This is a genomic window from Sphingomonas sp. MMS12-HWE2-04 (assembly GCF_044881185.1).
Classification (GTDB): Bacteria; Pseudomonadota; Alphaproteobacteria; order Sphingomonadales; family Sphingomonadaceae; genus Sphingomonas.
In genome coordinates this window covers 2,107,359-2,129,749 of the sequence record NZ_CP173254.1, presented here as the reverse complement: position 1 = coordinate 2,129,749, position 22,391 = coordinate 2,107,359, and the positions used below count along the sequence as shown (strand labels likewise).

Sequence of the window (22,391 nt, the reverse complement as noted above, 5' to 3'; positions counted from 1 at the left end):
AGGGCTGAGGAACGGCGCCCCGCGGCATTCGTTGCGCTCGGCGTGTCGAACAAGCTCTCCAAATCGCTCTATGCCATCGGCTGCCGTTTCTCCGATTTCGGCGCGAACCTGGCCGGGCATCCGATGGCGCAGATCGGTGTCGTCGTCTTTTGCCTGGCGTGGTTCCTGCTGCCGCTCGGCGACAAGGCGACGGCTTCGCTGACGCTGGTGCTGTCGGTGCTCGCGATCACGCTCACCCAGATGGTGCTCAACCAGCAGAAGCGGCACGAGGCGGCGCTGCATCTCAAGATCGACGAACTCATCCACGCGATGAAGGGCGCGCGCGACGAAGTGATGGGGATCGAGAATAAGAGCGAGGCCGAGCTCGAGGCACTGCGTATCGCCGGCGATGTCGCGGAGGATGTCCTCGCAAAGCGCCGGACCGCGACGACAGTCTCGCGCTAAATCCGACGGCAGCTCCGGTTGTGCGGAACCTTAGCGAGGCAGGGGAATTCGGTCCGGGCAGGGCGAACTATTTCTGGAGAGAAACAATGAAGATCATCCCCGTGCTTGCGGCGGCCGCCGTCGCGATGTTCGCGGTCCCCGCGGCGTCGGCCGCGCCGGCAGCGCCCGCAGGCGCGACGATCGTTGCCGCATCCGCCGCCACGGGCGCGGTTGCGCAGGAGCGTCACCGCGTCGTGACCGAGCGCCGCACCGTCACGCATCGCCGCCACGGCGCGCGCCGCGTCGCCTATCGCCGCGTCTGCACCACCAAGTGGCGGCATCATCAGCGCGTCCGCAGCTGCCGTCGCGTTCGCTATTACCGGTGATTTTCCGGGGAGCGCCTCAATGCGAGGCGCTCCCTCTTGTTTCCCCGCCGCGCTTCGACCATATGCGCCGCGGGAGTCGGGCGGACGATGCCGTCGCCAACCCGGTCAGATCCGGAAGGAAGCAGCCGCAACGATTTCGTATCGGGTCGTTCCGGCTCCCACCCTTGAGCGCGCGTTGACAAATTGAGGGTTCCGTCCGAAAATTCGCGGATGGAGCATTTTGATATATCTGTTCCGCGAGAAATTCGTGATGCGCTTGAACAGGGCGCGCGGGACGGCGGCTTTCCTGACTTGGGTGATTATGTCGCGGCGCTGGTGCGAGATCATGCGCAGCGTCGTGCTTGGCTGACCGCTGCGTTGATTGAAGGCGAGCAGAGCGGCATCGACGATCGCTCGATTGAGGATATCATCGCGCAAGGGCGCAAACGCGCCGGTCTGTGAGAGTCGAGCTTACCCGCGCTGCCGGTCGCGATCTCGACGATATCTACGATTACACGCTGGAACATTGGGGCGAGGCGCAAGCGGGCGAATATGTCCGGGCGCTTCAGAAGGCATGCAGGCTCTTGTCCTCGGACCCGGAACTAGGCGCCATCGCCGATATCTTGCCCGGCTATCGCAAGCTGCGCCATCGCGAGCACCTGATATTCTATCGGATTCTGACCGGACGGATCGTAGTAAGCCGCATCCTCCATCCTCGCATGGATGTTTCCCGGCACCTGTTCTGACCCTTCGACATTCGCTCGTCGGCGACCTAGATAGAAGGCGATGTCCGAATCCTTCCTTGGCCTCGATGAACCGCCCCAGCCCCGGCAGGAGGCGTATCGCGTCCTGGCGCGCAAATATCGCCCGCAGACCTTCAGCGAGCTGATCGGCCAGGATGCGATGGTCACCACGCTGGGCAATGCAATTCGGCGCGACCGGCTGGCGCATGCCTTCCTGCTCACCGGCGTGCGTGGGGTCGGCAAGACCTCGACCGCGCGGCTGATCGCCAAGGCATTGAACTGCATCGGGCCGGACGGGCAGGGCGGGCCGACGATCGATCCGTGCGGGGTGTGCGAGCCGTGCCGCGCGATCGCCGAGGGGCGCCATATCGACGTGATCGAGATGGACGCCGCCTCGCATACCGGCATCGACGATATCCGCGAGATCATCGAGGCGTCGCGCTATGCCGCGGTGTCGGCGCGCTACAAGATCTACATCATCGACGAAGTCCACATGCTCTCCAAGGCCGCGTTCAACGGTCTGCTCAAGACGCTCGAGGAGCCGCCGGCGCATGTGAAGTTCCTGTTCGCCACCACCGAGGTCAACAAGGTGCCGGTGACGGTGCTGTCGCGCTGCCAGCGCTTCGACTTGCGCCGCATCCCGGCCGAGAAGCTTGCCGAGCATTTTGCGCGGGTATCGCAGGCCGAGGGCGTCGAGGCCGATCCCGAGGCGCTGGCATTGATCGCGCGCGCCGCGGAAGGATCGGCGCGCGACGGCCTGTCGATCCTCGACCAGGCGATCGCGCATGCCGGGATCGAGGGCGGAGGGGTGCACGCCGATGCAGTGCGCGCGATGCTCGGCCTGTCCGACCGCGGCGCGATCCGCGACTTGTTCGGGCTGCTGCTCGCCGGCGACGGTCCCGGCGCGCTCAAGGCGCTGCGCGGTCAATATGATCTCGGCGTCGACCCGCAGGCGGTGCTGCGCACGTTGCTCGAGACGGTCCACGCCACCACGCTCGCCAAGCTCGGCACCGATGCGTCGGGCGGGCAATCGGGCGAGGAGCGCCAGGCGCTCGAAGGCTGGGCGTCGGCGCTTTCCTTCCCGGTGCTGCACCGGCTCTGGCAGCTGATGCTGCGCGGGCATGACGAAGTTGCCAAGGCGGCGCTGCCGATCGAGGCGTGCGAGATGGCGCTGCTGCGCGTCATCCATGCCTCGCAGCTGCCCGATCCCGGCGAGCTCGCGCGGCAGATCGCCAGCGGCAGCGTGACGCTCTCGGTGAACGCGGCGGCGCCTGCCGCGCCGGCTGCGGTGTCGACGACCCCGACCAACATGACCGAGCTCGCTGCGTTGCTCGAAAGCAAGAAGCGCTTCCAGCTCGCCCAGCAGGTCCGCGACTATCTGCGGCCGGTCCGCTTCGAAGGATCCGAAATCGATTTCGGCGCGTCGCGCGAATTGCCGCAGGACTTCTTGCGCGATCTGGCGGGCGCGCTACGGGAGGCGACGGACGTTAATTGGCGGCTCAAGCTCGTCGAGGAAGCGCCCGGACGCACGCTGCGCGAGGAAGCGGCGGCCAGCGAGGCCGCCGAGCGCGAGGAAGCGTGGAATTCGCCGGTCGTCCTCGCCGCACGCGAAGCCTTTCCCGAAGCCGAGCTGATCGGCTGGACCAAGAACCGGAGTAATCAGGCATGAAGAGCCTCGAAGACATCATGGCCATGGCGGAGAACGTCCAGGCCGAACTCACCAAGGCGCAGGCCAATCTCGATACGATCGAAGTCGAGGGCGCGTCGGGCGGCGGACTGGTCAAGGTCAAGGCCTCTGCCAAGGGCCGGATCATCGCCGTCGACATCGACAACTCGCTGCTTGCGCCTTCGGAAAAGGGCATGCTCGAGGATCTCGTCGCCGCCGCGTTCAACGATGCGCGCGCCAAGGCCGATGCCGCGGCGTCGACCGAAATGTCCAAGATGAGCAGCGGCTTGCCACTCCCGCCGGGGTTCAAGCTGCCCTTCTAAGGGTCCAAAACGGAACCATCGCCTGCGCTCCCGGGTTCGTGTCGTCACGTATCTAGGGAGAGAAGAATCATGGTCGATCGTGTTGTCGAACGTACCGACGGTGCCACCACCGAACGCGTCACCGAGACGCCGAGCAGCGGCAGCACCGTTGTCGTCGAGCGCCGCGGCGGCGGCGGTGGGCTGCTGATCGGGCTGGCGCTGGTGATTGCCGTAGTGATCGGCGCGCTATACCTGATCAACCAGAACAGCCGCGAGAATGCGAAGACCGACGCGATCACCAGCGCCGCGTCCAAGGTTGGCGATGCCGCGCAGGATGTCGGTGGCGCCGCGAAGGACGCAGCCAAGAAAGCCGATTGATCAGCGCAGGCAGGCGTCGAGGCCGTCTCCGGCAACGACGCCGATCCGGCGATTGATCGAATTGCCATAGCGCCGCGTGAAGCCCGACGGGTCGATCGCGGCGCGCTTCTTGGGCAATGGCAGAACGGCGGCGATCAGCGCGGCCTCGCGATCGCTCAGATGCGATGCGTCATGCTTGAAATAGCGCATCGCCCCGGCATTGACGCCATAGGTGCCGATGCCGGTCTCGGCGACGTTGAGATACATCTCCATGATCCGCCGCTTGCCCCAGAGATTCTCGATGAGCAGCGTGAAATAGGCTTCGAGGCCTTTGCGGAGATAACCGCCGCCCTGCCAGAGGAACACGTTCTTTGCGGTCTGCTGGCTGATCGTCGAGCCGCCGCGGATATGCTTCTTGCCGGTCGCGTTGCGCGCCGCGGCGGCTGCGATCGCTTTATAGTCGAAGCCGCCATGCTGGCAGAAGCGCGAATCCTCGGCCGCAATGGCGGCGCGCGCCATGCTCGGATCGATCCGTGCGATTCCCATCCACTGCTTGGTGATGCGATGGCCCGAGACCATGTCGCCGATCATCGTGAAGGTGATCGGCGGGTTGATGAAGCGCAGCGCGAGCACCCATAGCATCGAGCCGAGCACGGCGATCACGATCGCCTTGACGATCCAGCCCAGGATGCGCCCCGGCAGCGGGCGTGACGGCCGTGAGGGCACACGCTTGGCCTTGCGCGGACGGACCGCCGAGGCGGGCTTGGCCTGTGGCGTCTCCTCACGCGTCCTCGCCTGCGGATTGATGCCGGCAGGCGCGCGTGCAGTCTGTCTGTCAGGCCCCGCCCCTCCAGGAGAGGCGGGTGCGTCTTCCCCGCTCACCTGGGGCTTAATAGGCTGCGAGCAGTCGCTTCTCGCCCGCCAGGCGCATCATCGCCTTTTGGAGCTTCTCGAAAGCGCGCACCTCGATCTGGCGGACGCGCTCGCGCGACACGCCATAGACCTGGCTGAGCTCCTCGAGCGTCTTGGGATCGTCGGTCAGCCGGCGCTCGGTCAGGATGTGCTGCTCGCGCTCGTTAAGGTCTTCCATCGCGTCGACCAGCATCGTGTGGCGCACATCGGCCTCCTGCGACTCGGCAACCGCCTCGTCCTGCAGCGGACCGTCGTCCTGCAGCCAATCCTGCCACTGGCTCTCGCCATCCTCGCGCATCGGCACGTTGAGCGAGGTATCCCCGCCCATCGCCATGCGGCGGTTCATCGACGTGACCTCTTCCTCGGTCACGCCCAGATCGGTGGCGATCTTGGCGAGATGCTCGGGGCTCAGGTCGCCGTCCTCGAACGCATCGAGCTTGGCCTTCATCCGGCGCAGGTTGAAGAACAGCTTCTTCTGCGCGGCGGTGGTGCCCATCTTCACCAGGCTCCACGAGCGCAGGATGAATTCCTGGATCGAGGCGCGGATCCACCACATCGCATAGGTCGCCAGGCGGAAGCCCCTTTCGGGCTCGAACTTCTTCACGCCCTGCATCAGGCCGATATTGCCCTCCGAGATCAGCTCGGAAACCGGCAGGCCGTAGCCGCGATAGCCCATCGCGATCTTGGCCACGAGACGGAGATGCGAGGTTACCAGCTGCGCCGCAGCGTCGGTGTCGCCATGCTCCTGGAAGCGCTTGGCGAGCATATATTCCTTCTCGGGCGTGAGAATCGGAAACTTCTTGATCTCGGCCAGATAGCGGTTGAGGCTCGCCTCTCCGCCGAGTGCGGGGATCGTCGCTGGGACGTTGCTGCCGCTAGCCATGATCACTTCTCCCTTTCACAGGGCGCTTTGCCACAAGGCACGGCGCCAAGAAAATCATACGATAAGGTTATTGAACAGTTCCTGCATGTCCGCAGGGATTTCGCTTTCGAACGCCAAAGCGTGGCTTTTCACCGGATGAATGAACCCCAGATGGGCCGCATGCAAGGCCTGGCGCTGGAAATGCAAGGTTGCCAAAAGATGGCGGTGCGCCGGTCGCGTGCTGCCATAGACCGGATCCCCCACCAAGGGGTGGCCGATCGAGGCCATATGTACACGAACCTGGTGCGTTCGGCCAGTCTCCAGCCGGCACTCGACCAGAGTCGCTTCGCGCAGCGGCGCAATCCGCCGCCAATGCGTCACCGCATGCTTGCCCTGGCTTTCGCCCACCACCGCCATCTTCTTGCGATTGTGCGATGATCGCCCGAGCCTTTTGTCCACCGTCCCCTCGGCAGCGGCGATGCGACCGCTCACGATCGCGCGATAGCGGCGATCGATGCTGTGCGCCTTGAACTGGCGCGCCAGTCCTTCATGCGCGGCATCGTTCTTGGCCGCGACCATCAGCCCCGACGTGTCCTTGTCGATCCGGTGGACGATCCCCGGCCGGACGACGCCGCCGATGCCGGAAAGCTGCCCGGCGCAGTGGTGGAGCAGCGCGTTGACCAGCGTGCCGTCGAGATTGCCGGCGGCGGGATGGACGACCAGCCCGGCAGGCTTGTCGATCACGATCAGGTCTTCGTCTTCGAACACGACGTTCAACGCGATGTCCTGCGCCTGCGCCTGGGCGGGCTCGGGGGCGGGCACCGCGACGCTGAACAGCGCGCCGGCAATCGCCTTTTTGGAAGGGTCGTTCACCGGCCCGGCGGGTCCGCTGACGGCACCTGCGGCGATCAGTGCCTTCAGCCGTTCGCGAGAAAGTTCGGGAAAGGCATCGGCCAATGCGCGGTCGAGCCGCCAACCGTTTGCGCCTTCCGAAATCCGCGCCTCAAATGTGGAAACCCCCCGGTCCATTCTGTATCGATAGATAGCTATGGGGTGTTGGATTTCAAGATCGCTGCTGGCCGAGATCGCCCGCGAATCCGCGCGTCTGGCGCCGCGCGAAGCCTGCGGATTGCTGTTCGGCGACGCGGGTGCGGTCACCGGTTGGCAAGCCGTTGAAAATGTGTCGGAACAGCCCGAGCGGCGGTTCGAGATCGATCCGGCCGCGCTGTTCGCCGCGCTGCGTGCCGAGCGGGCAGGGGGCCCGTGCATCGCCGGCTATTGGCATTCGCACCCCAGCGGCGATCCCAGTCCCTCGGTCACCGACGCGGCGATGGCGCAGCCCGATGGCAAGCTCTGGCTGATCGTCGGGGGTGGCGAAGCGCGGCTGTGGCGCGCGAACCCCGGTGGCGCGGTGCATGCGCGGTTCGATCGCGTGCCGATCCTCAAGAAATAGGGGGAACCGCACCCCGACCTTCGCCGGCGTGGCCGCCTCGGCCGGGACCATCGACCTGGCTGATCGTGACTGCGCCGGAGACCGCGGCATGGCAGACGATGTCTCCCCAGGCTTTCCTCGGCCAATTCGAAGGGCAAAACACAGTATCCCAAGCAAACTTAGGATATGTTGCTGAGCACAAACATAAGTCTACGAGATGATCGCTACAGATGTTATGGTGAGGCTATCGCAGGTCGGATATTCCGGGGTCTGGCGACAGAGAGATGCGTGTGCTCCCGCCCTTTCCATCTTGCGGGAGATCTTTCATTCTTTCCCCTCATCCTCTGGATTTGCTGGTCCGCCATCTTGAGGCGCGAGCACGGCTATCCGGAGAGGACCGCGAAGCTATTCTCGGTCTGCCCTATGTGGCGCGAACCCTAGAGCCCGGCACCTATCTGGTGCGTGAGGCCGATCCGCCGCGCCAATGCCCGGTCCTCGTCTCCGGCTTCGCGTTCCGCCAAAAGCACACCGGGGAGGGCGACCGGCAGATCATTGGCATCTTGATCCCCGGCGAAGCCGTCGACTTCCAGAACATCTATTTCGAAGTGGCGGACCACAGCGTCCAGATGCTGACGCGCGGCGAGGTGTTGTTCGTGCCCAAGGAGGCATTGCAGGATATCGTGTGCCGGCGTGTCGGCGTGGCGCATGCCGTGCTGCTCAAGACCTTGGCCGAAGCGTCGATCTTCCGCGAATGGATCCTCAACGTCGGTCGCCGCGACGCACGCCAGCGCCTGGCACATGTCCTGTGCGAGCTCGCGGTGCGGCTCGATGCGATGGGCCTGGTCGAGGAATATCGCTACGAATTGCCGATGACGCAGGAGCAGCTGGCCGATGCGCTCGGCCTCACCCCGGTGCATGTCAATCGCGTGCTGAAGAGCCTCGAGGCCGATGGGCTGATCCGCCGCAGCAAGCGCAACATCAGCTTTCCCGATTGGCAGGGTCTTCGCGACGCGGCCGATTTCAACCAGCGCTATCTGCATCTGGAGCACGAGCCCACGGCGCAAAACTGACGCGGGCCGGGCAGGGAACGTTTCGCCCCCGGCCCCGTTCAGCCCCCACCTTACAGTGGGAGCGCTTCGTTATGCTTTGGACCATCGTCGTCATTCTGGTCATTCTGTGGCTGCTCGGGTTCACCTTCCATGTCGGCGCCGGGCTGATCCACATCCTGCTGATCGTCGCGCTCGTCGTTGGCCTGGTCCAGCTCTTCTCGGGCCGCAGGGTCTAGTCCAGCTCGCTTGCAGCTTCCCGCCGGCTGCGCCAAAGGTAGCAGGGGGAAGCTGGAGCATTATCCTTTGAATATCAGCCCGACGGATTTCGCGAGCCTTTTGTGTTCGCGGCTATGCCATGATCTGCTGAGCCCGGTAGGCGCGCTCAACAACGGGCTCGAACTGCTCGCCGACGAGCATGATCCCGAGATGCGCGCGCGTGTTGTGGAGCTGCTCAACGAGAGCGCCCGGGCAAGCGCCAACAAGCTCAAATTCTTCCGCCTGGCCTTCGGCGCCGCCGGCGGCTTCGGCGAGACGGTCGACACGCGCGAAGCCCAGGCCGCGCTCGAAGGGCTTTTCGGCGACAATCACCGCGTCAAGATCGGCTGGATGGTCGAGGATCCGGTACTGCCCAAACAGGCGATCAAGGTGCTGCTCAACCTCGCGCTGATCGGCGGCGACGCGCTGATCCGCGGCGGCCAGCTCGATATCGGTGCCGAGATCATCGACGGCGCGATCGAGATCGTCGTGCGCGCCGACGGCCCGCGCATCGTCCTCGATCCCGAGCTGCGCAGCGCGCTCGCCGGCGGCAAGGACGACATGCCGATCACTCCGCGCGCCGCCGCAGCCTATCTCGCCCATGCGCTCGCCACCCAGGGCGGCGGCACCCTCCAGGTCAGCCCGCCCGATTCGGACGTCCTGCTGTTCGGGGCGTCGTTCCGCGCCGTGTGAACGCCCAGGTAATCGTGCGAGATTAAACCCGGTCTTAACCAACGAAGGCGCACAACGGCCCCGCAAATTTGCACCGGGGCCCCATGGACGACCTGCTTCAGGAATTCATCGCTGAGACGCGCGAGACGCTCGAGGCGCTTTCAGGCGAGATTGTCGCCTGGGAAGCGCATCCCGGCGATCGCGCGCGGCTGGATGCGATCTTCCGCTTCGTGCACACCGTCAAGGGAAGCTGCGGATTCCTCGATCTGCCGCGCCTCGGCCGCTTGAGCCACGCCGCCGAGGAAGTGCTGGCGCAGGTCCGCGTGGGCGATCGCGCCCCCGATCGCGCCATGGTCAATGCCGTTCTGGCGGTGGTCGATCGCATCGGCGAGCTCGTCGAGGCGATCGAATCGGGCACCGGCCTGGAAGACAGCGGCGACGATCTGCTGATCGCCGCGCTCGCCGAGGGCGCCGAAGAAGTCGCCGCGGTCGCCGTGCCCGGCATCCAGCGCGCCGCCGCGCGCAGCGTCCGCCTCAACGTCGACCTGCTGGATCGCATGATGTCGGGCATGTCCGACATGGTGCTGGCGCGCAACGAGCTCGCCCGGCGCCTGCGCGGCGGCGATATCGATCCCGCCATCGAAGCCGCGCTCGAGCGCCTGTCGCTCACCGTCGGCGAGATGCGCGATACCGTCACTCGCACCCGCATGCAGAAGATCGACGCGCTGTTCTCGGCGCTGCCGCGGATGGTGCGCGATACCGCCGCGGGGCTCGCCAAGTCGGTGCTGCTCCAGGTCGAGGGATCGGACGTCGAGCTCGACCGCGAGATGATCGAGATGATGCGCGATCCGCTCGTCCACATCATCCGCAACGCGATCGACCATGGCATCGAGGCGCCGGCCCAGCGCCGCGCCGCGGGCAAGCGCGAATTGGGCCGGCTCACCGTTTCGGCGCGCCAGTCGGGCAACCAGATCATCATCGAGATCGCCGACGACGGCCGCGGGATCGACACCGACAAGCTGATTTCCAAACTCGTCGTCTCGGGCCGCGACGAGCGCCAGCTCCGCGCGCTTTCCAGCCGCGCCAAGCTCGATCTGATCTTCGAGCCCGGGCTCACCAGCAAGGACGAAGTCAGCGAAGTCTCGGGCCGCGGCGTCGGCATGGACATCGTCCGCGCCTCGATCGAGCAGATTGGCGGGCGGATCGATCTCGACAACGCGCCGGGCAAGGGTCTGCGCATCGCGATCCACGTGCCGCTCACCTTGTCGATCATCTCGGCGATCGTCGTCGGTGCCGGCGGCCAGCGCTTCGCAATCTCGCGCCAGGCGATCCAGGAGATCGTCACCGACCAGAGCGACGCGATCCGCATCGATACGATCGGCGGCGCCCGGGTGCTGAGCGTGCGCGGGCGGCGGATGCCGCTGCTCAATCTGTGCGAAGTGCTCGAAATCCCGCGCGCGATCAACAACGGCCCGCGGATGATCTCGATCGTCAATATCGGCGAGGGCAGCTACGCGCTCGCCGCCGACATGGTGCTCGACAATGAAGAGCTGGTGATCAAGCCGGCGTCGCCCGCAGTGATGTCGACCGGCGTCTATGCCGGCCAGACGCTGCCCGACAGCGGACTGCCCATGCTGCTGCTCGATTGCGCCGGCATCGCCACCGTCGCCGGGCTCGATTTCCACCGCGACGTCAACGAGGCGTTCGACGAGGAAGCCGAGACCGCCGAGGTCCCGGGCATCCCGGCGCTGCTGTTCTGCGATCTCGACGGCGTCCGCCGCGCGGTCCCGCTCGCCGCGGTCGACCGGGTCGAGCAGGTCGAGCCCGACGCCGTGCGCTTCGCCGCAGGCCGCTTCCGCGTCACCATCGACGGCCGCATCCTGCCGCTCGCCACCCAGGGTGAAGTCGAGGGCCGCGAGCGGCTCAACGTGCTGCGCCTCAAGGACGGCAATTGCGAAGTGAGCTACGCGATCGACGAGGCGATCGACATCATCACGCTCCCCGAAGAGATCATGCCCGCGCGCGAGCCCGGCCCGATCGCCGGCGTCGTGCTGGTCGAAGGCGAGCAGATCGAGCTGCTCGACGTCCTTTGGGTGTTCGACGAACATGCCGATGGCGGCGATGACGAGGTCGCGCCGCTCTGCCTGATCGCAGGGGACAAGGATGGCTGGATGGCATCGTTCGTCCGCCCGCTGCTCGAAACCGCGGGCTACCGCGTCACCACCCAGCTCGCCGCCGGCGACACCCCCGCGGTGGTGCTGTCGTCCGAGGAAGCCGAAAACGTCCATGCCGACAAGGCGCCGGTCGTCCGCCTGCGCCGCCGCCGCGCCGCCGCGGGGGCCGGCGACGACAGCGTCTATCGCTATGACCGTGCGGGGCTGCTCTGCGCGCTCGAGGCCCGTGTGGGCGGGAAGGGCCGCTGATGTCGCACCTCTATCTGATCGCCCAGGTCGCCGGCCGCGCCGTCGCGATCGATTCCGACCAGGTCGAATCGGTCGTCGATATCGGCGAAGTCACCGCCGTTCCCCGCGCGTCGAAGCATGTCCGCGGCCTTGCCGCGCTGCGCAGCCGCGTCGTCACCGTGGTCGACACGCAGTCGGCGCTCGGCGTCGAGACCGCCTCCGAAGCCCGCCGCGCGGTGATCACCCGCGTCGATGGCCACCATTACGCGATGCTCGTCGACGCGCTCGACGATGTCGCGCCGTTCGACCTGCTGCCCTTGGGCGGCGGCGTCGCGCTCGATGCGGCGTGGCGCGGAGCGGGGCGGGGGATCGTCGAACGCGACGGCGAGCCCATCCTCGCGATCGATCTTGCCGCGCTGGTGCCCGGCCATGCGGGCAGCAACTGATCGCACAATTAACGCGACGCTTACGCCTGTGGTGCAGGGTGCGCGTCCAAGACACCTGGCTTACGGGGAACAGGGGAACATGAAGACTTGTCTCGTCGTCGACAACTCGAAGGTGATCCGCAAGGTTGCCCGGCACATTCTCGAGACGCTGAATTTTGAAGTCCGCGAAGCCGGTGACGGCCGCGAGGCGCTCGATTCGTGCCTTGATGCACTGCCAGACGTCATCCTGCTCGATTGGAACATGCCTGTGATGAGCGGCATGGATTTCCTGCGCGCGCTCAAGGATTCGGGCCTGCCGACGCGCCCGAAAGTGGTGTTCTGCACCACCGAGAACGGCATGGCCTATATCCGCGCCGCGATCGAAGCCGGTGCGGACGAATATGTGATGAAGCCTTTCGATCGCGAGACGCTCGAGAGCAAGCTGCAGATCGTCGGCGTCGCCTGAATTCGGCGGGGCAGGTGACCAGGAGCGCACCCTTGGCGGAGCTGTCCGGCGCCCCCTTTGCACCTGCGGCGGTGCTGATCGTCGACGATTCGGTCGTCGCGCGATCGGTGCTCACCCGCATGGTCGAGGGCACGCGCCGTTTCCGCGTCGCCGCCGCGCTCGGCAGCGTCCAGGCCGCGCTCGACTATCTCAAGACGCACGACGTCGCCATCGTCCTGCTTGATATCGAGATGCCCGGCATCGATGGGCTCACGGCGCTCCCCGACGTGATCCAGATGGGCCGCGGCGCCAAGGTGCTGATCGTTTCCTCGGCGGTCGATAGCGGCGCGGCGGTCACCGTCCAGGCGCTTGCCATGGGCGCCGCCGATACGCTGGTGAAGCCTGGCATCGGCGCGTTCGGCGGTCGCTTCGCCGAGGTGCTCGAAGAGCGGCTGTCGCGCCTGCTCGAAGGCTATGACCATCCCCCGCACGCGCACGGATCGAGCAGCCATGGCCCGATCGTCGTGCCCGATGAATATGATATCGTCGCGATCGGCGCCTCCACGGGCGGCATCCACGCGCTGAGCCAGCTGCTCCGCGCGCTCCCGTCCAGCTTCCAGACGCCGATCCTCGTCACCCAGCATCTCCCTGTTTCGTTCATGGGCTATTTCGCCACCCAGCTCGCGGTGCTCGGCAGCCGGCCTGCCGAGGTCGCCACCGATCGGATGCGGATCCGCCCCGGCCGGATCATCGTCGCGCCCGGCGACGCCCATATGCGCGTCGTCCGCATGTCCGATGGTGCTGCGATCCGGCTCTCGGATGAGCGCGCGCCCAGCGGCTGCATGCCCTCGGTCGATCCGATGCTCGAGACGGTGGCAGAGGTTTTCGGCAAGCGCGCGCTTGGCGTCGTGCTCAGCGGCATGGGTCGCGACGGCGCCGAGGGCGCGAACTGTCTCGTCGATGCCGGGGCCAAGCTGTTCGTCCAGGATCGGGAAACATCGGTTGTTTGGGGCATGCCCGGCGTCATCGCCAATACGGGGCGTGCCACGGCAGTATTGCCGCCCGACGAGATCGGGCGGCTCATCGCACGGCAGGGGAAGAAGGCGTGATCCAAATGCCTCGCTCCGCGCCGATCGGAAACTCGGGCGCAATGAACATGATCGCCGCGCTGCTGGAGCAGCGCACGGGACAACAGATCGCGGCGAACCGCGCGTGGCGCATAGAAACGGCATTGAAGCCCGTCCTGCGCGAACGCGGCCTCGCCACGCTCGACGAGTTGGTTGCGCAGCTGATGGCTGCACGCACCGGAGAATTGGGGGATCAGGTGGTGGACGCACTGCTCAACCAGGAAACGAGCTTCTTCCGCGATGCCGCGGTGCTCGACATGATCGCTGACGCTGCGCAGGCGATGCAGGCCGAGGCGGGCGGCCGCCGGATCCGCATCTGGTCGTCGGGCTGCTCGAACGGTCAGGAGCCGCTCAGCCTGGCGATGCTGCTCAACGAGCGCGGGATGGGCGAGGGGGTGAACGCTCCCGACATCATCGCGACCGATGTTTCGCCCAGCGCGCTCGCCCGCGCCCGGGCCGGGCGCTATTCGCAGTTCGAGATCCAGCGCGGCCTCGCCGTGCGGCGGATGATGACCTGGTTCGACAGCGTCGGCGGCGATTGGGTCGCGCGGCCCGAGCTTGTCCGCAAGCTCCAGTTCCGCCAACACAATCTCACGGCCGATGCGCCGCCCAGCGGCAAGTTCGACATCATCCTGTGCCGCAACGTGCTGCTCTATTTCTCGCTGCCGGTGCGCAGCAAGGTGTTCGAGATCCTGGCCTCGGCGGTGCGCCCCGGCGGATTGCTCGTCCTGGGCGCGGGGGAAACGGTGATCGGGCTGACCGACAAGTTCAAGCCGAGCGAACAATATCGCGGCTTCTACAGCGCAGTCGCCGCCGAGGCCGAGATGCCCCGCACGGCGCTCGGCTGATCGGTGCTTGCCCGCAGGCCGATCCCAGCCCTAAACTCTTCGGCCATGCCGAACGACCTTCCGATCCTCGACGCGCCGTCGCCCAATTTCGATGCCCGCGTCCTTCCGGTCACGATGATCGTGCTGCATTACACCGGGATGAAAAGCGGGCAGGCCGCGATCGATCGGCTGCGCGATCCCGAGGCGAAGGTTTCGGCGCATTATGTCGTCGAGGAAGATGGCAGGATCTTCCGCCTCGTCGATGAGGACAAGCGTGCCTGGCACGCCGGCCGCTCGCATTGGCGGGGGATCACCGACGTCAATTCGGCCTCGATCGGGATCGAGATCGTCAATCCCGGCCATGAGTTCGGCTACCGCCCGTTTCCCGATGCGCAGATGAGTTCGCTGATCCCGCTCGTCGCCGGGATCAAGGAGCGCCACCATGTCACCCGCGGCAATGTCGTCGGCCATTCGGATATCGCCCCGGCGCGCAAGCAGGATCCGGGGGAATTGTTCAACTGGCATGCGCTCGCGCGGCTGCGGCTCGCGCTGCCGCGGCCTACGCGCAACCTGGTCGATCCGGGCTGGCCCGATGCCGGCTTCATGCTCGCGCTCGAACGCTTCGGCTATGACGTGACCGACGGCGTCGCTGCGGTCACTGCGTTCCAGCGCCGCTTCCGCCCCGAGATGGTCGACGGCGAGATCGATATGGAGTGCCGCTGCATCCTGCTCGCGCTGCTCCTCCCCAAGCCGCTGGGCGACGACTAGTCTTTTCAGAACTGCACGAAAAAGAAGGTATCTGCCGCATTCATCCTTTGTGGTCATAACGCGGCAGCATAAAATATGTCAGTCTCCGGACCGGAGGTTTATATGCTCACTGGTGGAGGCGGTTTACGGCAAGTGGTGGTCGGACCGGTGCAGGTGCGGCTTGCGGGCGTGATGCGCGGTAGCACGGATCGGAATTCCGCGCCCAGCAATGTCGAGGTGCCAACCGTCGCTGAGGCCACGGCGGCGCTAAACCGGGCGGCGGTGGTGGCCGGCGCCGAGAATGTCATTAACGTCCAGTCGGATTATCGCCGCGACGAGATCGCCACGGGCCTCTCGGTGCAGACGCGCATCGAGATCCAGGCTTGGGGCACCGCAGTGAAGCGTGCCGAGGAACTCAAGGCAAAGCGCGAGCCCGAACAGCCCGAACATCCCGAGTGACCCGCTGTCCTACACGCGCAATTTGTGCGACGCGTTCGATCGCTCTTTGACCTTGTCGAATCGAACCCGTCGCTGTGGCGCGAACCTCGCGCCGCAACTGTGACTTTTGCGACTTTCCGCGCAATTCACTCCTGACGTCCGCGACCCTTTCTGGCGCCGCGCGCTCGCGTCGCGGGCGCGTGCGTGTCGCGTCGGAGGCGCGTCGCCGTCGCCTGACTGGCGCGGCCCTGGCGTGTCGCTGGTGCGTCGCTGGCGCCTCACCGTAGCTTCCCGGGCGCTTCGCAGGCGCCTTGGCGGCGCATCGCGCGAAAAGACCCCGGATCGTGTCAACACTGTCAACCGAGCCGGCAAATTCCCGGCTGCAACTGCGACCGTTGCGACATTCCGCCAATTCCGCTTGCGGCAATCGCCGCGTGCGCTAGAGCGGCGGCGCCAGAGGGTTGGGCGGCCGCGGGTGCGCAAGCACGCGAGGAAAGTCCGGGCTCCACGGAAACACGGTGCCGGGTAATGCCCGGCGGGGGTGACCCCAGGGAAAGTGCCACAGAGAGCAGACCGCCCACTGGCTCTTCGGAGCTAAGGGCAAGGGTGAAAGGGTGCGGCAAGAGCGCACCGCGCGACCGGTAACGGAAGCGGCATGGTAAACCCCACCGGGAGCAAGACCGAATAGGGACGGCATATGAGGTGTTCCGCCTCGTCGTCCGGGTTGGTTGCTGGAGCGGCGGAGCAATCCGTCGCCTAGAGGAATGGTCGCACATCGCTTTCGGGCGAGGACAGAACCCGGCTTATAGACCCTCTGGCATTTTCCGTAGATGGGTAGCCTTATCGGCCCGCGCACCCTATCTGCGCGGGATGGCACGTCCGACCCGATCCTCCGACTGGGGCTTTCCGCGCTGGCGCGAATATGGCGCCGAACGCGAAGCGGTGAAGGTGCGCCTGTGCGATCGCCATGGCTGCGACGCGCCGGGGGATCGTCCCGCGCCCAAGTCGCCGAACAGCCCCGATCGCTGGTATTTCTGCGAAACCCATGCCGGCGAATATAATCGCAACTGGAATTATTTCGAAGGCTTGACCGCCGAAGAGGCCGCGCAGCGCGAGGCCGAGGAGCGGCGCGACGCCGGCGGCTTTGCCGAATCCAAGCATAATGGCTGGGCCGGGCCGGGCGACGGCAGCCGCTCGCGTGACGAGATGCGCGCGCTCGAAGTGCTCGAGCTCGACGTCGATGCCGATTTCGATGCGGTGCGGCTGGCGTGGCGCCGCCTCGCCAAGTCGAACCATCCCGATGTCCGCCCCGGCGATGCCGATGCCGCCAAGCGCTTCCAGGCGATCCAGGCGGCCTATGACGTGCTCAAGGCCGCCGAGGAGCGGCGGACCTGGAAGCCCGATTGAAGGATCAGGTCCGCTCGAACTGGGCGAATGCCGTGCTTGTCTGCGCCAAATGCTCGAAGAAGCTCGACGGCGGTTTCGGCCCCAAGGGCAAGACGCCGCTGGCCAAGGCGCTGCGCAAGCATCTCGGCCTGAAAAAGGGCCGCAAGGGCGCTGCCGGCGTGGTCGAGGTGAAATGCCTGGGCATCTGCCCGCGCGGCGCAGTGACCGTGGTCAACGGCGCCCGGAGCCGCGATTGGCTGCTGGTGTCCGAAGGCGCCGATCTCGATGCTCTGGCCGAGACGCTGGGACTGCCTGAGGGCGAATAGCTCAGGCGTAGCGCTGGGCAGTCTCGCGGATCAGCGCGATCATGTTGGGGATGCCCTGGGTCCGGTTCGAGCTCAGCTGGTTCTTGAGGTCGAACGGCGCGAGCGCGTCTGGAATGTCGGTGGCGAGGATCGCGGCCGGGGCCTCGTCCTGCACGCTCAGCAGCACCAGCGCGATGATGCCCTTGGTGATCGCTGCGTTCGAATCGGCGAGGAAGTGGAGCGTGCCGTCGTCACGGCGGGTGGGATAGACCCAGACCGAGGCCGAGCAGCCGCGGACCAAGGTGGCGTCGGTCTTGAGCGCTTCGGGCATCGGCTCGAGGCTGCGCCCCAGATCGATCAGCAGGCGATACCGGTCGTCGGCATCGAGGAATTCATATTCGTCGCGGAGGTCGGCGAGGCTGGTCATGCGAGGCGCTATAGCGTGCCTGCCCCGCTTTCCAACTCCGGCCCGTTATGGCCGCGATCGCCCCGGTGTCGATCGCGGCCGGCGGCCGGATCAGAGGTCGACGCCGGCCGCGATCGCCTCGAGCTTGCGGATACGTTCCTTGAGGTCCGCCATCTCGATCCGCGACGCTGCCGAGGGCATCGGCGTGCTGTCGGCGTCGCCGTCATGGCCCCGGTCGAGCTCGCGGCGCTTGAGTTCCAGCCAGCCGCGCCAGCCCGAGAGCCCGGCGGCGGTGACCATGCCGAGCCCGGCAAGCCCGGATGCGGCGAGGGTGAGGTAGAGATTGGGATCGATGGTCACGTCATGCCTCCCTGGTCAGACGTTGTTCTTGTCACGCAGCGCTTCGATCTCGCGGTCGAGCCGGACGCTGCCTTCGGTATCGGTGACGACGCGTTCGAGGACCTGGACGCGCTCCCTGAGGGCGCGCAGCTCGTCGCGGAGCCGGGCATTCTCCGCGGCGGTGGCGGTATCGACGCCCTTGCCGCGGAAGACTTCGTTGCCGTCCTTGTCCTTGTGGATGCCGTAGCGCGCCTTGAGGACGCTGCCGATCGTCACCACGATGATGATCGCGACCACCATTTCGAACGGATTCATGCGCTTACTCCCTATCGTGCAGGCTCGGGGTCAGCCGGCCTGCTGTTGCCGGGCGAGCTTCTCGGCGCGGCGGACCGGACGGTCACGGCGCTCTGCGGCATACACAGCTCCCCCGCCCAGTGCGGCAAGCACTGCAAAAACGACGATAATCATGGGAAAAATTCCTTAGTTGAGCGGCGCGTCGCGCAGCTTTTCGATTTCGTCCGCGACATCGATGCCGCGATCGGTGACGATCCTCTCGAGGACCCGGACCCGTTGCTCCAGCCGCTCGGTCTTGGCGGCATATTGGGCGGCCTTTTCGGCGACCATCTGCGCGTCGAGCTCCATCTTGCGCTGCTTGAGCGCGAGCCAGGGCTTGATGAACACCCCGCCGAAGATCGCCAGCAGGCCGCAGGAGATGCCCAGGATCGGGATAAGCAACGGGTTGATCATCGGAACCTGCTCAGTTCGACTTGGTGCGGAGCTGCTCAATCTCGCGGTCGAGGCTCACGGCGCTGTCGGTGACGATGCGTTCGACATTGGCCAGCCGGTCCTTGATCGAGCCGAGCTCGGCGCGCAGCTGGGCGTTTTCCTGGCTGAGCAGCTTGATCCGCTCCATCGCCTCGTCGTCGCGCTTCGGATAGAGCGCCTGGCCCCAGCTACCGTCGAGCGGATAGCCATTCTTGATGCGCATCCAGGTTGTGAACACCCAGCCGCCGACCGCGGCGAGGCCGATGATAACGGCGACCGGGGCGAAGCTTGCGAAGGGGAACATGGTCATTTCTCCTGTTTCCGGCTCAACGCAGCGCGTCGATTTCGCGCGACACGCGCTCGGCGGGGTCGGTGGCGATCCGTTCAAGAACCGCGATCCGCTCTTCGAGCCGCGATCTGGCCGGTCAGCCGCTCATTCTCGGTGGACAGCAGGCTGATCTTGCGCTCGGCCTCCAGGCCCTCGTCCTGCTGACCGCGGCGCCGGCGGCGGCTCTCTTCCATCGGGTAGCCGTGCTTCGCACGCACCCAGGTCTGGAAGGCCTTCGATGCCATCACCGCGGCGACGATCAGCACCGGAACCAGCCAACTCAAATCCCTCATCTTCTTCCTCCCTGTTGACGTGCCTGGCGATGGCTCAGCGCAGGCTGTCGATTTCGCTGTGCAGCCGGTGCGGCTGGTCGGTGACGATCTTTTCGAGCACGATCAGCCGGCGGTGCATCTCGAGCGTCTCGCGGCGCTGCTGCTGGCTCTCTGCGCGGTCTTCGGCGCTGGTCACGCTGACCTGGGCCAAGGCGCGCTTTACCTTGCGGTTGGCGAAGAACTGGATCGCCAGTGTCGCGAAGACCCCGCTAAGCGCTCCCATGATGAAATATGGCGTCGGATCCATGTCTCTTCCCCTCTAAGCCTGCGCCTCAGCGCAGGCTGTCGATTTCGTCGGCGAGGCGCGTGTTGCGGCTCGTATAGTACATCTCGATGTCGGCGAGCCGGCGATCGATGTCGCGGAAGGTCGAGCGGACCTGCGCGGTCGAGCGGCTCGGGTTCGAGCGGACGCCCTGCCAGAATTTCTCTTCCTCGGGCCCCTGGTAGAGGCCGGCCGGCTTGCTGGGTGCCAGCCAGGCGATCAGGAAGTAGATGAAGATCGAGGTGCCGCTGGTGGCGAAGGCCAGGAAGACCATGCCGACACGGAGCCAGATCGCCTCGATGCCGGTATAGTCGGCGAGGCCCGAGCAGACTCCGAGAATCTTGGAATTCTGCTTGTCGAGATAGAATTTCGTGCGAGCGGACATTTCAGTTCCTCCGCGTGAGGTCGTAGGGGCTCGGTTCCTGGCGCGAGGCCGATACCGGGCGGAAATCGGGGTTGTCGGCGGCGATGATGCGTTCGACGGTGAGCAGCCGCTCCTCGAGCTGGCGAGCCGTGTAGTAGAGCTCGTCGAGAAGCTTCTCGTCCTCACCGGTGATCGTCGCGGCGGTCTTCCACCGGGTGATGTAGTGCAACACCACCCAGGGGAGGCCGACGAACAGGATCCCGACGATGACGATCGGCAGGAAGACGTCCTCCATCGCTTACGCTCCCTTCGCCAGGCGGGCCTTCAGCGCTTCGAGCTCGGCATCGACCTTCTCCGACGAACGGAGCTCGGCGATTTCTTCCTCGAGGCTCTTGGGCGCTGCGCCCAGACCTGCCGCATCGGCGCGACCCTCGGCAAAGTCCACCCGGCGCTCGAGCACGTCGAAGCGCGAGAAGGCGTCCTGCATCTTGCTGCCGTTGGTCATCTCGCGCAGGCGGACGCGGTTGTTCGCGCTCTCCAGCCGGGCGACGATCGAATTCTGCCGAGTGCGTGCTTCACGAAGCTTGTTCTGCAGCTTGGTGATATCCTCCTCGGAGGCCTTGAGCGCCTCGTCGAGCACGTTGATCTCGGTCGCGAGCTGATCGACCATGTCGGCAGCCTTCTGCTTCTCGACCAGGGCGGCCTTGGCAAGGTCCTCGCGGCCCTTGCTCAGCGCCAGCTCGGCCTTCTCGGTCCAGCTCTCCTGGAGCTTTTCGAGCTTGGCGATGTGACGGCGCATTTCCTTCTGATCGGCGATGGTGCGGGCGGCAGAGGCGCGAACCTCGACCAGCGTCTCTTCCATCTCGAGGATGATCATGCGGATCATCTTGGCCGGATCCTCGGCCTTGTCGAGAAGGTCGGTGACGTTGGCGGCGATGATATCGCGGGTTCGCGAGAAGATACCCATTCTAACACTCCTTCGTATTGGGGACCGCCGGGAGCGATCTAGGGGGTGACCCTCCCGGCGGGTTTCCGCTCACCGGGGCACTGGCGAGCGGGGAGACTTGGTTGCCTCAGGCGATCGCCGGACCCACTGCGCCGGCCATCAGGATGGCGCTGGCGAGGAAGGTGATCGTGATCGCGACAAGGGCGTTGCGGACATTGTGAGCTTGGTAGTTCATCGTTCTTTTCCCTGAACCTTGGTTTGTACCGTGGCCCGTCGGCGGGCTTGCCTATACCTCAGCAGGATGCGTGCCAGTTTCGTAAAACCGCAGAAATTTGCGGATTTCGACGCATTTCACCACTGTCGCGCTAATTTATTGCTTGCCAAAAGTTGGGAAAATTCGCCAAGAATTCGGCATGGAGCGCGCAACCCAAGTCATCGGCCAATCCGGCGCCTTTCTCGACGCCCTGGAACGCGCCAGCCGCGCTGCCGCGCTCGACCGCCCGGTGCTCGTCATCGGCGAGCGCGGGACCGGCAAGGAGCTCGTCGCCGAACGTCTCCACCGCCTGTCCCCCCGCTGGGACCAGCCCTTGGTGGTAATGAACTGCGCCGCGCTTCCCGAGACGCTGATCGAGGCCGAATTGTTCGGCCATGAGGCAGGCGCCTTTACCGGGGCGACCAAGGCGCGGGTCGGGCGGTTCGAGGAAGCGCATGGCGGCACGCTGTTCCTCGACGAGCTCGGCACGCTGTCGATGGCAGCGCAGGACCGGCTGCTACGCGCGGTGGAATATGGCGAGGTGACGCGGATCGGCTCTTCGCGGCCGTTGCATGTCAATGTTCGTATCGTCGCTGCGACCAACGAGCATCTGCCCGAAAAGGTGGAGAAAGGCACGTTCCGCGCCGATCTTCTCGACCGGCTGAGCTTCGAGGTGGTGACGCTGCCGCCGCTCAGGGCCCGGCGCGGGGATATCGAGGTGCTTTCGGAGTTCTTCGGGCGGCGCATGGCGTCCGAGATCGGCCGGATCGACGACTGGCCGGGCTGGGGCCCGAACGCGCTCGACACGCTGCTCCATTACGACTGGCCGGGCAATGTCCGCGAACTGCGCAACGTCGTCGAACGCGCGGTCTATCGCTGGGAGCAGGAAGGGCCGATCGACCATATCGAGATCGATCCGTTCAAATCGCCCTATCGGCCAAGGACGATGCCGCATGCGGCTGCGGCAGCCGATGCACCCGCCGCCGCCGCGCCGACACCGGCCGAGGAAGCGCCGATGGCGTTCGACGGCGGCAGCGACTTCAAGTCCCGAGTCTCGGCGTTCGAGCGGCAATTGCTGTCGCGCGCGCTCGCCGAGCACCGCTTCAACCAGCGATCGACCGCCGAGGCGCTGGGGCTGACCTATGACCAGCTTCGCCACGCGCTCAAGCGGCACGAATTGCTGGGGGCAGGGGGCTGAATTTTCCCGCTTGGTGCGCTGGCGAAATGAAAGTGATGGAGCCATATGGCAGCCATCG

Annotated in this window: 34 protein-coding genes, 2 other RNA genes and 1 pseudogene; 23 read left to right on the top strand and 14 right to left on the bottom strand. The window is 65.8% G+C overall.

Annotated elements, in window-relative coordinates; all coding sequences use genetic code 11:
• Positions 1-42: 42 nt before the first annotated feature.
• From AB2M62_RS09715 to AB2M62_RS09680, 8 genes are all read left to right on the top strand, one after another.
• On the top strand, positions 43-444 hold the full coding sequence (locus AB2M62_RS09715; protein WP_404333343.1) for a low affinity iron permease family protein: 402 nt from the start codon (positions 43-45) through the stop codon (positions 442-444).
• 86 nt (positions 445-530) lie between these two features.
• Positions 531-809, top strand: a complete 279-nt coding sequence (locus AB2M62_RS09710) for a hypothetical protein (RefSeq protein ID WP_404333342.1) — start codon at positions 531-533, stop codon at positions 807-809.
• A 68-nt stretch (positions 810-877) separates the two neighbouring features.
• Positions 878-975: signal recognition particle sRNA small type (ffs, locus tag AB2M62_RS09705), an RNA gene on the top strand.
• Positions 976-1,019: 44 nt separating this feature from the next.
• The gene (locus tag AB2M62_RS09700) at positions 1,020-1,250 is read left to right on the top strand and encodes a type II toxin-antitoxin system ParD family antitoxin (protein WP_404333341.1); all 231 of its coding nucleotides are present in this window, start codon (positions 1,020-1,022) and stop codon (positions 1,248-1,250) included.
• Positions 1,247-1,534, top strand: coding sequence for a type II toxin-antitoxin system RelE/ParE family toxin (locus AB2M62_RS09695; RefSeq protein WP_404333340.1), 288 nt, complete (start codon positions 1,247-1,249; stop codon positions 1,532-1,534). Before AB2M62_RS09700 ends, AB2M62_RS09695 begins: the two co-directional genes overlap by 4 nt.
• Before the next feature lie 40 nt (positions 1,535-1,574).
• The gene (locus tag AB2M62_RS09690) at positions 1,575-3,200 is read left to right on the top strand and encodes a DNA polymerase III subunit gamma/tau (RefSeq protein ID WP_404333339.1); all 1,626 of its coding nucleotides are present in this window, start codon (positions 1,575-1,577) and stop codon (positions 3,198-3,200) included.
• Positions 3,197-3,520, top strand: a complete 324-nt coding sequence (locus AB2M62_RS09685) for a YbaB/EbfC family nucleoid-associated protein (RefSeq protein WP_404333338.1) — start codon at positions 3,197-3,199, stop codon at positions 3,518-3,520. Before AB2M62_RS09690 ends, AB2M62_RS09685 begins: the two co-directional genes overlap by 4 nt.
• A gap of 69 nt (positions 3,521-3,589) precedes the next feature.
• The gene (locus AB2M62_RS09680) at positions 3,590-3,877 is read left to right on the top strand and encodes a hypothetical protein (RefSeq protein ID WP_404333337.1); all 288 of its coding nucleotides are present in this window, start codon (positions 3,590-3,592) and stop codon (positions 3,875-3,877) included.
• Here AB2M62_RS09680 and mtgA read toward each other — a convergent pair whose 3' ends face one another.
• The 3 genes from mtgA to AB2M62_RS09665 all read right to left on the bottom strand — a co-directional run bounded on the left by mtgA (position 3,878) and on the right by AB2M62_RS09665 (position 6,659).
• On the bottom strand, positions 3,878-4,498 hold the full coding sequence (gene mtgA, locus AB2M62_RS09675) for a monofunctional biosynthetic peptidoglycan transglycosylase (RefSeq protein WP_404339888.1): 621 nt from the start codon (positions 4,496-4,498) through the stop codon (positions 3,878-3,880). It lies immediately after the preceding gene.
• 247 nt (positions 4,499-4,745) lie between these two features.
• Positions 4,746-5,651, bottom strand: coding sequence for an RNA polymerase sigma factor RpoH (gene rpoH / locus AB2M62_RS09670; protein WP_404333336.1), 906 nt, complete (start codon positions 5,649-5,651; stop codon positions 4,746-4,748).
• Positions 5,652-5,705: 54 nt separating this feature from the next.
• The gene (locus AB2M62_RS09665) at positions 5,706-6,659 is read right to left on the bottom strand and encodes an RluA family pseudouridine synthase (protein WP_404333335.1); all 954 of its coding nucleotides are present in this window, start codon (positions 6,657-6,659) and stop codon (positions 5,706-5,708) included.
• A gap of 19 nt (positions 6,660-6,678) precedes the next feature.
• Between AB2M62_RS09665 and AB2M62_RS09660 the strand changes: the two genes are divergently transcribed.
• From AB2M62_RS09660 to AB2M62_RS09595, 14 genes are all read left to right on the top strand, one after another.
• Positions 6,679-7,083 carry a Mov34/MPN/PAD-1 family protein gene (locus tag AB2M62_RS09660; RefSeq protein WP_404333334.1) on the top strand — a complete coding sequence of 135 codons (405 nt, stop codon included), beginning with the start codon at positions 6,679-6,681 and terminating at the stop codon, positions 7,081-7,083.
• 404 nt (positions 7,084-7,487) lie between these two features.
• Positions 7,488-8,132 carry a Crp/Fnr family transcriptional regulator gene (locus tag AB2M62_RS09655; RefSeq protein ID WP_404333333.1) on the top strand — a complete coding sequence of 215 codons (645 nt, stop codon included), beginning with the start codon at positions 7,488-7,490 and terminating at the stop codon, positions 8,130-8,132.
• 71 nt (positions 8,133-8,203) lie between these two features.
• Complete coding sequence (locus AB2M62_RS09650) at positions 8,204-8,347, top strand: lmo0937 family membrane protein (RefSeq protein WP_404333332.1); 144 nt, start codon at positions 8,204-8,206, stop codon at positions 8,345-8,347.
• Positions 8,348-8,414: 67 nt separating this feature from the next.
• Positions 8,415-9,059, top strand: a complete 645-nt coding sequence (locus AB2M62_RS09645; protein WP_404333331.1) for a histidine phosphotransferase family protein — start codon at positions 8,415-8,417, stop codon at positions 9,057-9,059.
• An 83-nt stretch (positions 9,060-9,142) separates the two neighbouring features.
• Positions 9,143-11,461 carry a chemotaxis protein CheA gene (locus AB2M62_RS09640; protein WP_404333330.1) on the top strand — a complete coding sequence of 773 codons (2,319 nt, stop codon included), beginning with the start codon at positions 9,143-9,145 and terminating at the stop codon, positions 11,459-11,461.
• A complete protein-coding gene (locus tag AB2M62_RS09635; RefSeq protein ID WP_404333329.1) occupies positions 11,461-11,886 on the top strand; it encodes a chemotaxis protein CheW in 426 nt (141 codons plus the stop codon). Before AB2M62_RS09640 ends, AB2M62_RS09635 begins: the two co-directional genes overlap by 1 nt.
• 79 nt (positions 11,887-11,965) lie before the next feature.
• Positions 11,966-12,331 (top strand): response regulator, encoded by a 366-nt coding sequence (locus tag AB2M62_RS09630; RefSeq protein ID WP_404333328.1) that lies wholly within the window; start codon positions 11,966-11,968, stop codon positions 12,329-12,331.
• 119 nt (positions 12,332-12,450) lie between these two features.
• A complete protein-coding gene (locus AB2M62_RS09625) occupies positions 12,451-13,419 on the top strand; it encodes a chemotaxis protein CheB (protein ID WP_404339887.1) in 969 nt (322 codons plus the stop codon).
• A gap of 5 nt (positions 13,420-13,424) precedes the next feature.
• A complete protein-coding gene (locus AB2M62_RS09620; protein WP_404333327.1) occupies positions 13,425-14,285 on the top strand; it encodes a CheR family methyltransferase in 861 nt (286 codons plus the stop codon).
• 45 nt (positions 14,286-14,330) lie between these two features.
• Positions 14,331-15,032 carry an N-acetylmuramoyl-L-alanine amidase gene (locus tag AB2M62_RS09615; protein ID WP_404333326.1) on the top strand — a complete coding sequence of 234 codons (702 nt, stop codon included), beginning with the start codon at positions 14,331-14,333 and terminating at the stop codon, positions 15,030-15,032.
• A 216-nt stretch (positions 15,033-15,248) separates the two neighbouring features.
• Entirely contained in the window at positions 15,249-15,470 is a 222-nt protein-coding gene (locus tag AB2M62_RS09610; protein ID WP_404333325.1) for a hypothetical protein, read from the top strand.
• 432 nt (positions 15,471-15,902) lie between these two features.
• Positions 15,903-16,271: RNase P RNA component class A (gene rnpB / locus AB2M62_RS09605), an RNA gene on the top strand.
• A 48-nt stretch (positions 16,272-16,319) separates the two neighbouring features.
• The gene (locus AB2M62_RS09600; RefSeq protein WP_404333324.1) at positions 16,320-16,856 is read left to right on the top strand and encodes a J domain-containing protein; all 537 of its coding nucleotides are present in this window, start codon (positions 16,320-16,322) and stop codon (positions 16,854-16,856) included.
• Positions 16,853-17,161 carry a (2Fe-2S) ferredoxin domain-containing protein gene (locus AB2M62_RS09595; RefSeq protein WP_404333323.1) on the top strand — a complete coding sequence of 103 codons (309 nt, stop codon included), beginning with the start codon at positions 16,853-16,855 and terminating at the stop codon, positions 17,159-17,161. Before AB2M62_RS09600 ends, AB2M62_RS09595 begins: the two co-directional genes overlap by 4 nt.
• Before the next feature lies 1 nt (position 17,162).
• On the opposite strand, the gene AB2M62_RS09590 is transcribed toward AB2M62_RS09595, so the two are convergent.
• The 11 genes and pseudogenes from AB2M62_RS09590 to pspA form a co-directional block, all read right to left on the bottom strand.
• A complete protein-coding gene (locus AB2M62_RS09590) occupies positions 17,163-17,567 on the bottom strand; it encodes a SufE family protein (RefSeq protein ID WP_404333322.1) in 405 nt (134 codons plus the stop codon).
• Between the two features lie 90 nt (positions 17,568-17,657).
• The gene (locus AB2M62_RS09585) at positions 17,658-17,846 is read right to left on the bottom strand and encodes a hypothetical protein (protein WP_404339885.1); all 189 of its coding nucleotides are present in this window, start codon (positions 17,844-17,846) and stop codon (positions 17,658-17,660) included.
• A gap of 75 nt (positions 17,847-17,921) precedes the next feature.
• Positions 17,922-18,200, bottom strand: coding sequence for a hypothetical protein (locus tag AB2M62_RS09580; RefSeq protein ID WP_404333321.1), 279 nt, complete (start codon positions 18,198-18,200; stop codon positions 17,922-17,924).
• Positions 18,201-18,230: 30 nt separating this feature from the next.
• On the bottom strand, positions 18,231-18,353 hold the full coding sequence (locus AB2M62_RS09575; protein ID WP_404333320.1) for a hypothetical protein: 123 nt from the start codon (positions 18,351-18,353) through the stop codon (positions 18,231-18,233).
• A gap of 12 nt (positions 18,354-18,365) precedes the next feature.
• Positions 18,366-18,632, bottom strand: coding sequence for a hypothetical protein (locus tag AB2M62_RS09570; RefSeq protein WP_404333319.1), 267 nt, complete (start codon positions 18,630-18,632; stop codon positions 18,366-18,368).
• Positions 18,633-18,642: 10 nt separating this feature from the next.
• On the bottom strand, positions 18,643-18,954 hold the full coding sequence (locus tag AB2M62_RS09565; RefSeq protein WP_404333318.1) for a hypothetical protein: 312 nt from the start codon (positions 18,952-18,954) through the stop codon (positions 18,643-18,645).
• Between the two features lie 22 nt (positions 18,955-18,976).
• A pseudogene (locus AB2M62_RS09560) lies at positions 18,977-19,262 on the bottom strand (hypothetical protein).
• Positions 19,263-19,305: 43 nt separating this feature from the next.
• Entirely contained in the window at positions 19,306-19,557 is a 252-nt protein-coding gene (locus AB2M62_RS09555) for a hypothetical protein (protein ID WP_404333317.1), read from the bottom strand.
• Positions 19,558-19,582: 25 nt separating this feature from the next.
• Positions 19,583-19,957, bottom strand: coding sequence for an envelope stress response membrane protein PspC (pspC, locus tag AB2M62_RS09550; protein ID WP_404333316.1), 375 nt, complete (start codon positions 19,955-19,957; stop codon positions 19,583-19,585).
• Between the two features lies 1 nt (position 19,958).
• Positions 19,959-20,231: an envelope stress response membrane protein PspB gene (pspB, locus tag AB2M62_RS09545; protein ID WP_404333315.1), complete on the bottom strand. Its 273-nt coding sequence runs from the start codon at positions 20,229-20,231 to the stop codon at positions 19,959-19,961.
• A 3-nt stretch (positions 20,232-20,234) separates the two neighbouring features.
• Positions 20,235-20,903: a phage shock protein PspA gene (pspA, locus tag AB2M62_RS09540; RefSeq protein WP_404333314.1), complete on the bottom strand. Its 669-nt coding sequence runs from the start codon at positions 20,901-20,903 to the stop codon at positions 20,235-20,237.
• A gap of 392 nt (positions 20,904-21,295) precedes the next feature.
• Between pspA and pspF the strand changes: the two genes are divergently transcribed.
• Positions 21,296-22,333 (top strand): phage shock protein operon transcriptional activator, encoded by a 1,038-nt coding sequence (pspF, locus tag AB2M62_RS09535; RefSeq protein WP_404333313.1) that lies wholly within the window; start codon positions 21,296-21,298, stop codon positions 22,331-22,333.
• Positions 22,334-22,391: the final 58 nt, after the last annotated feature.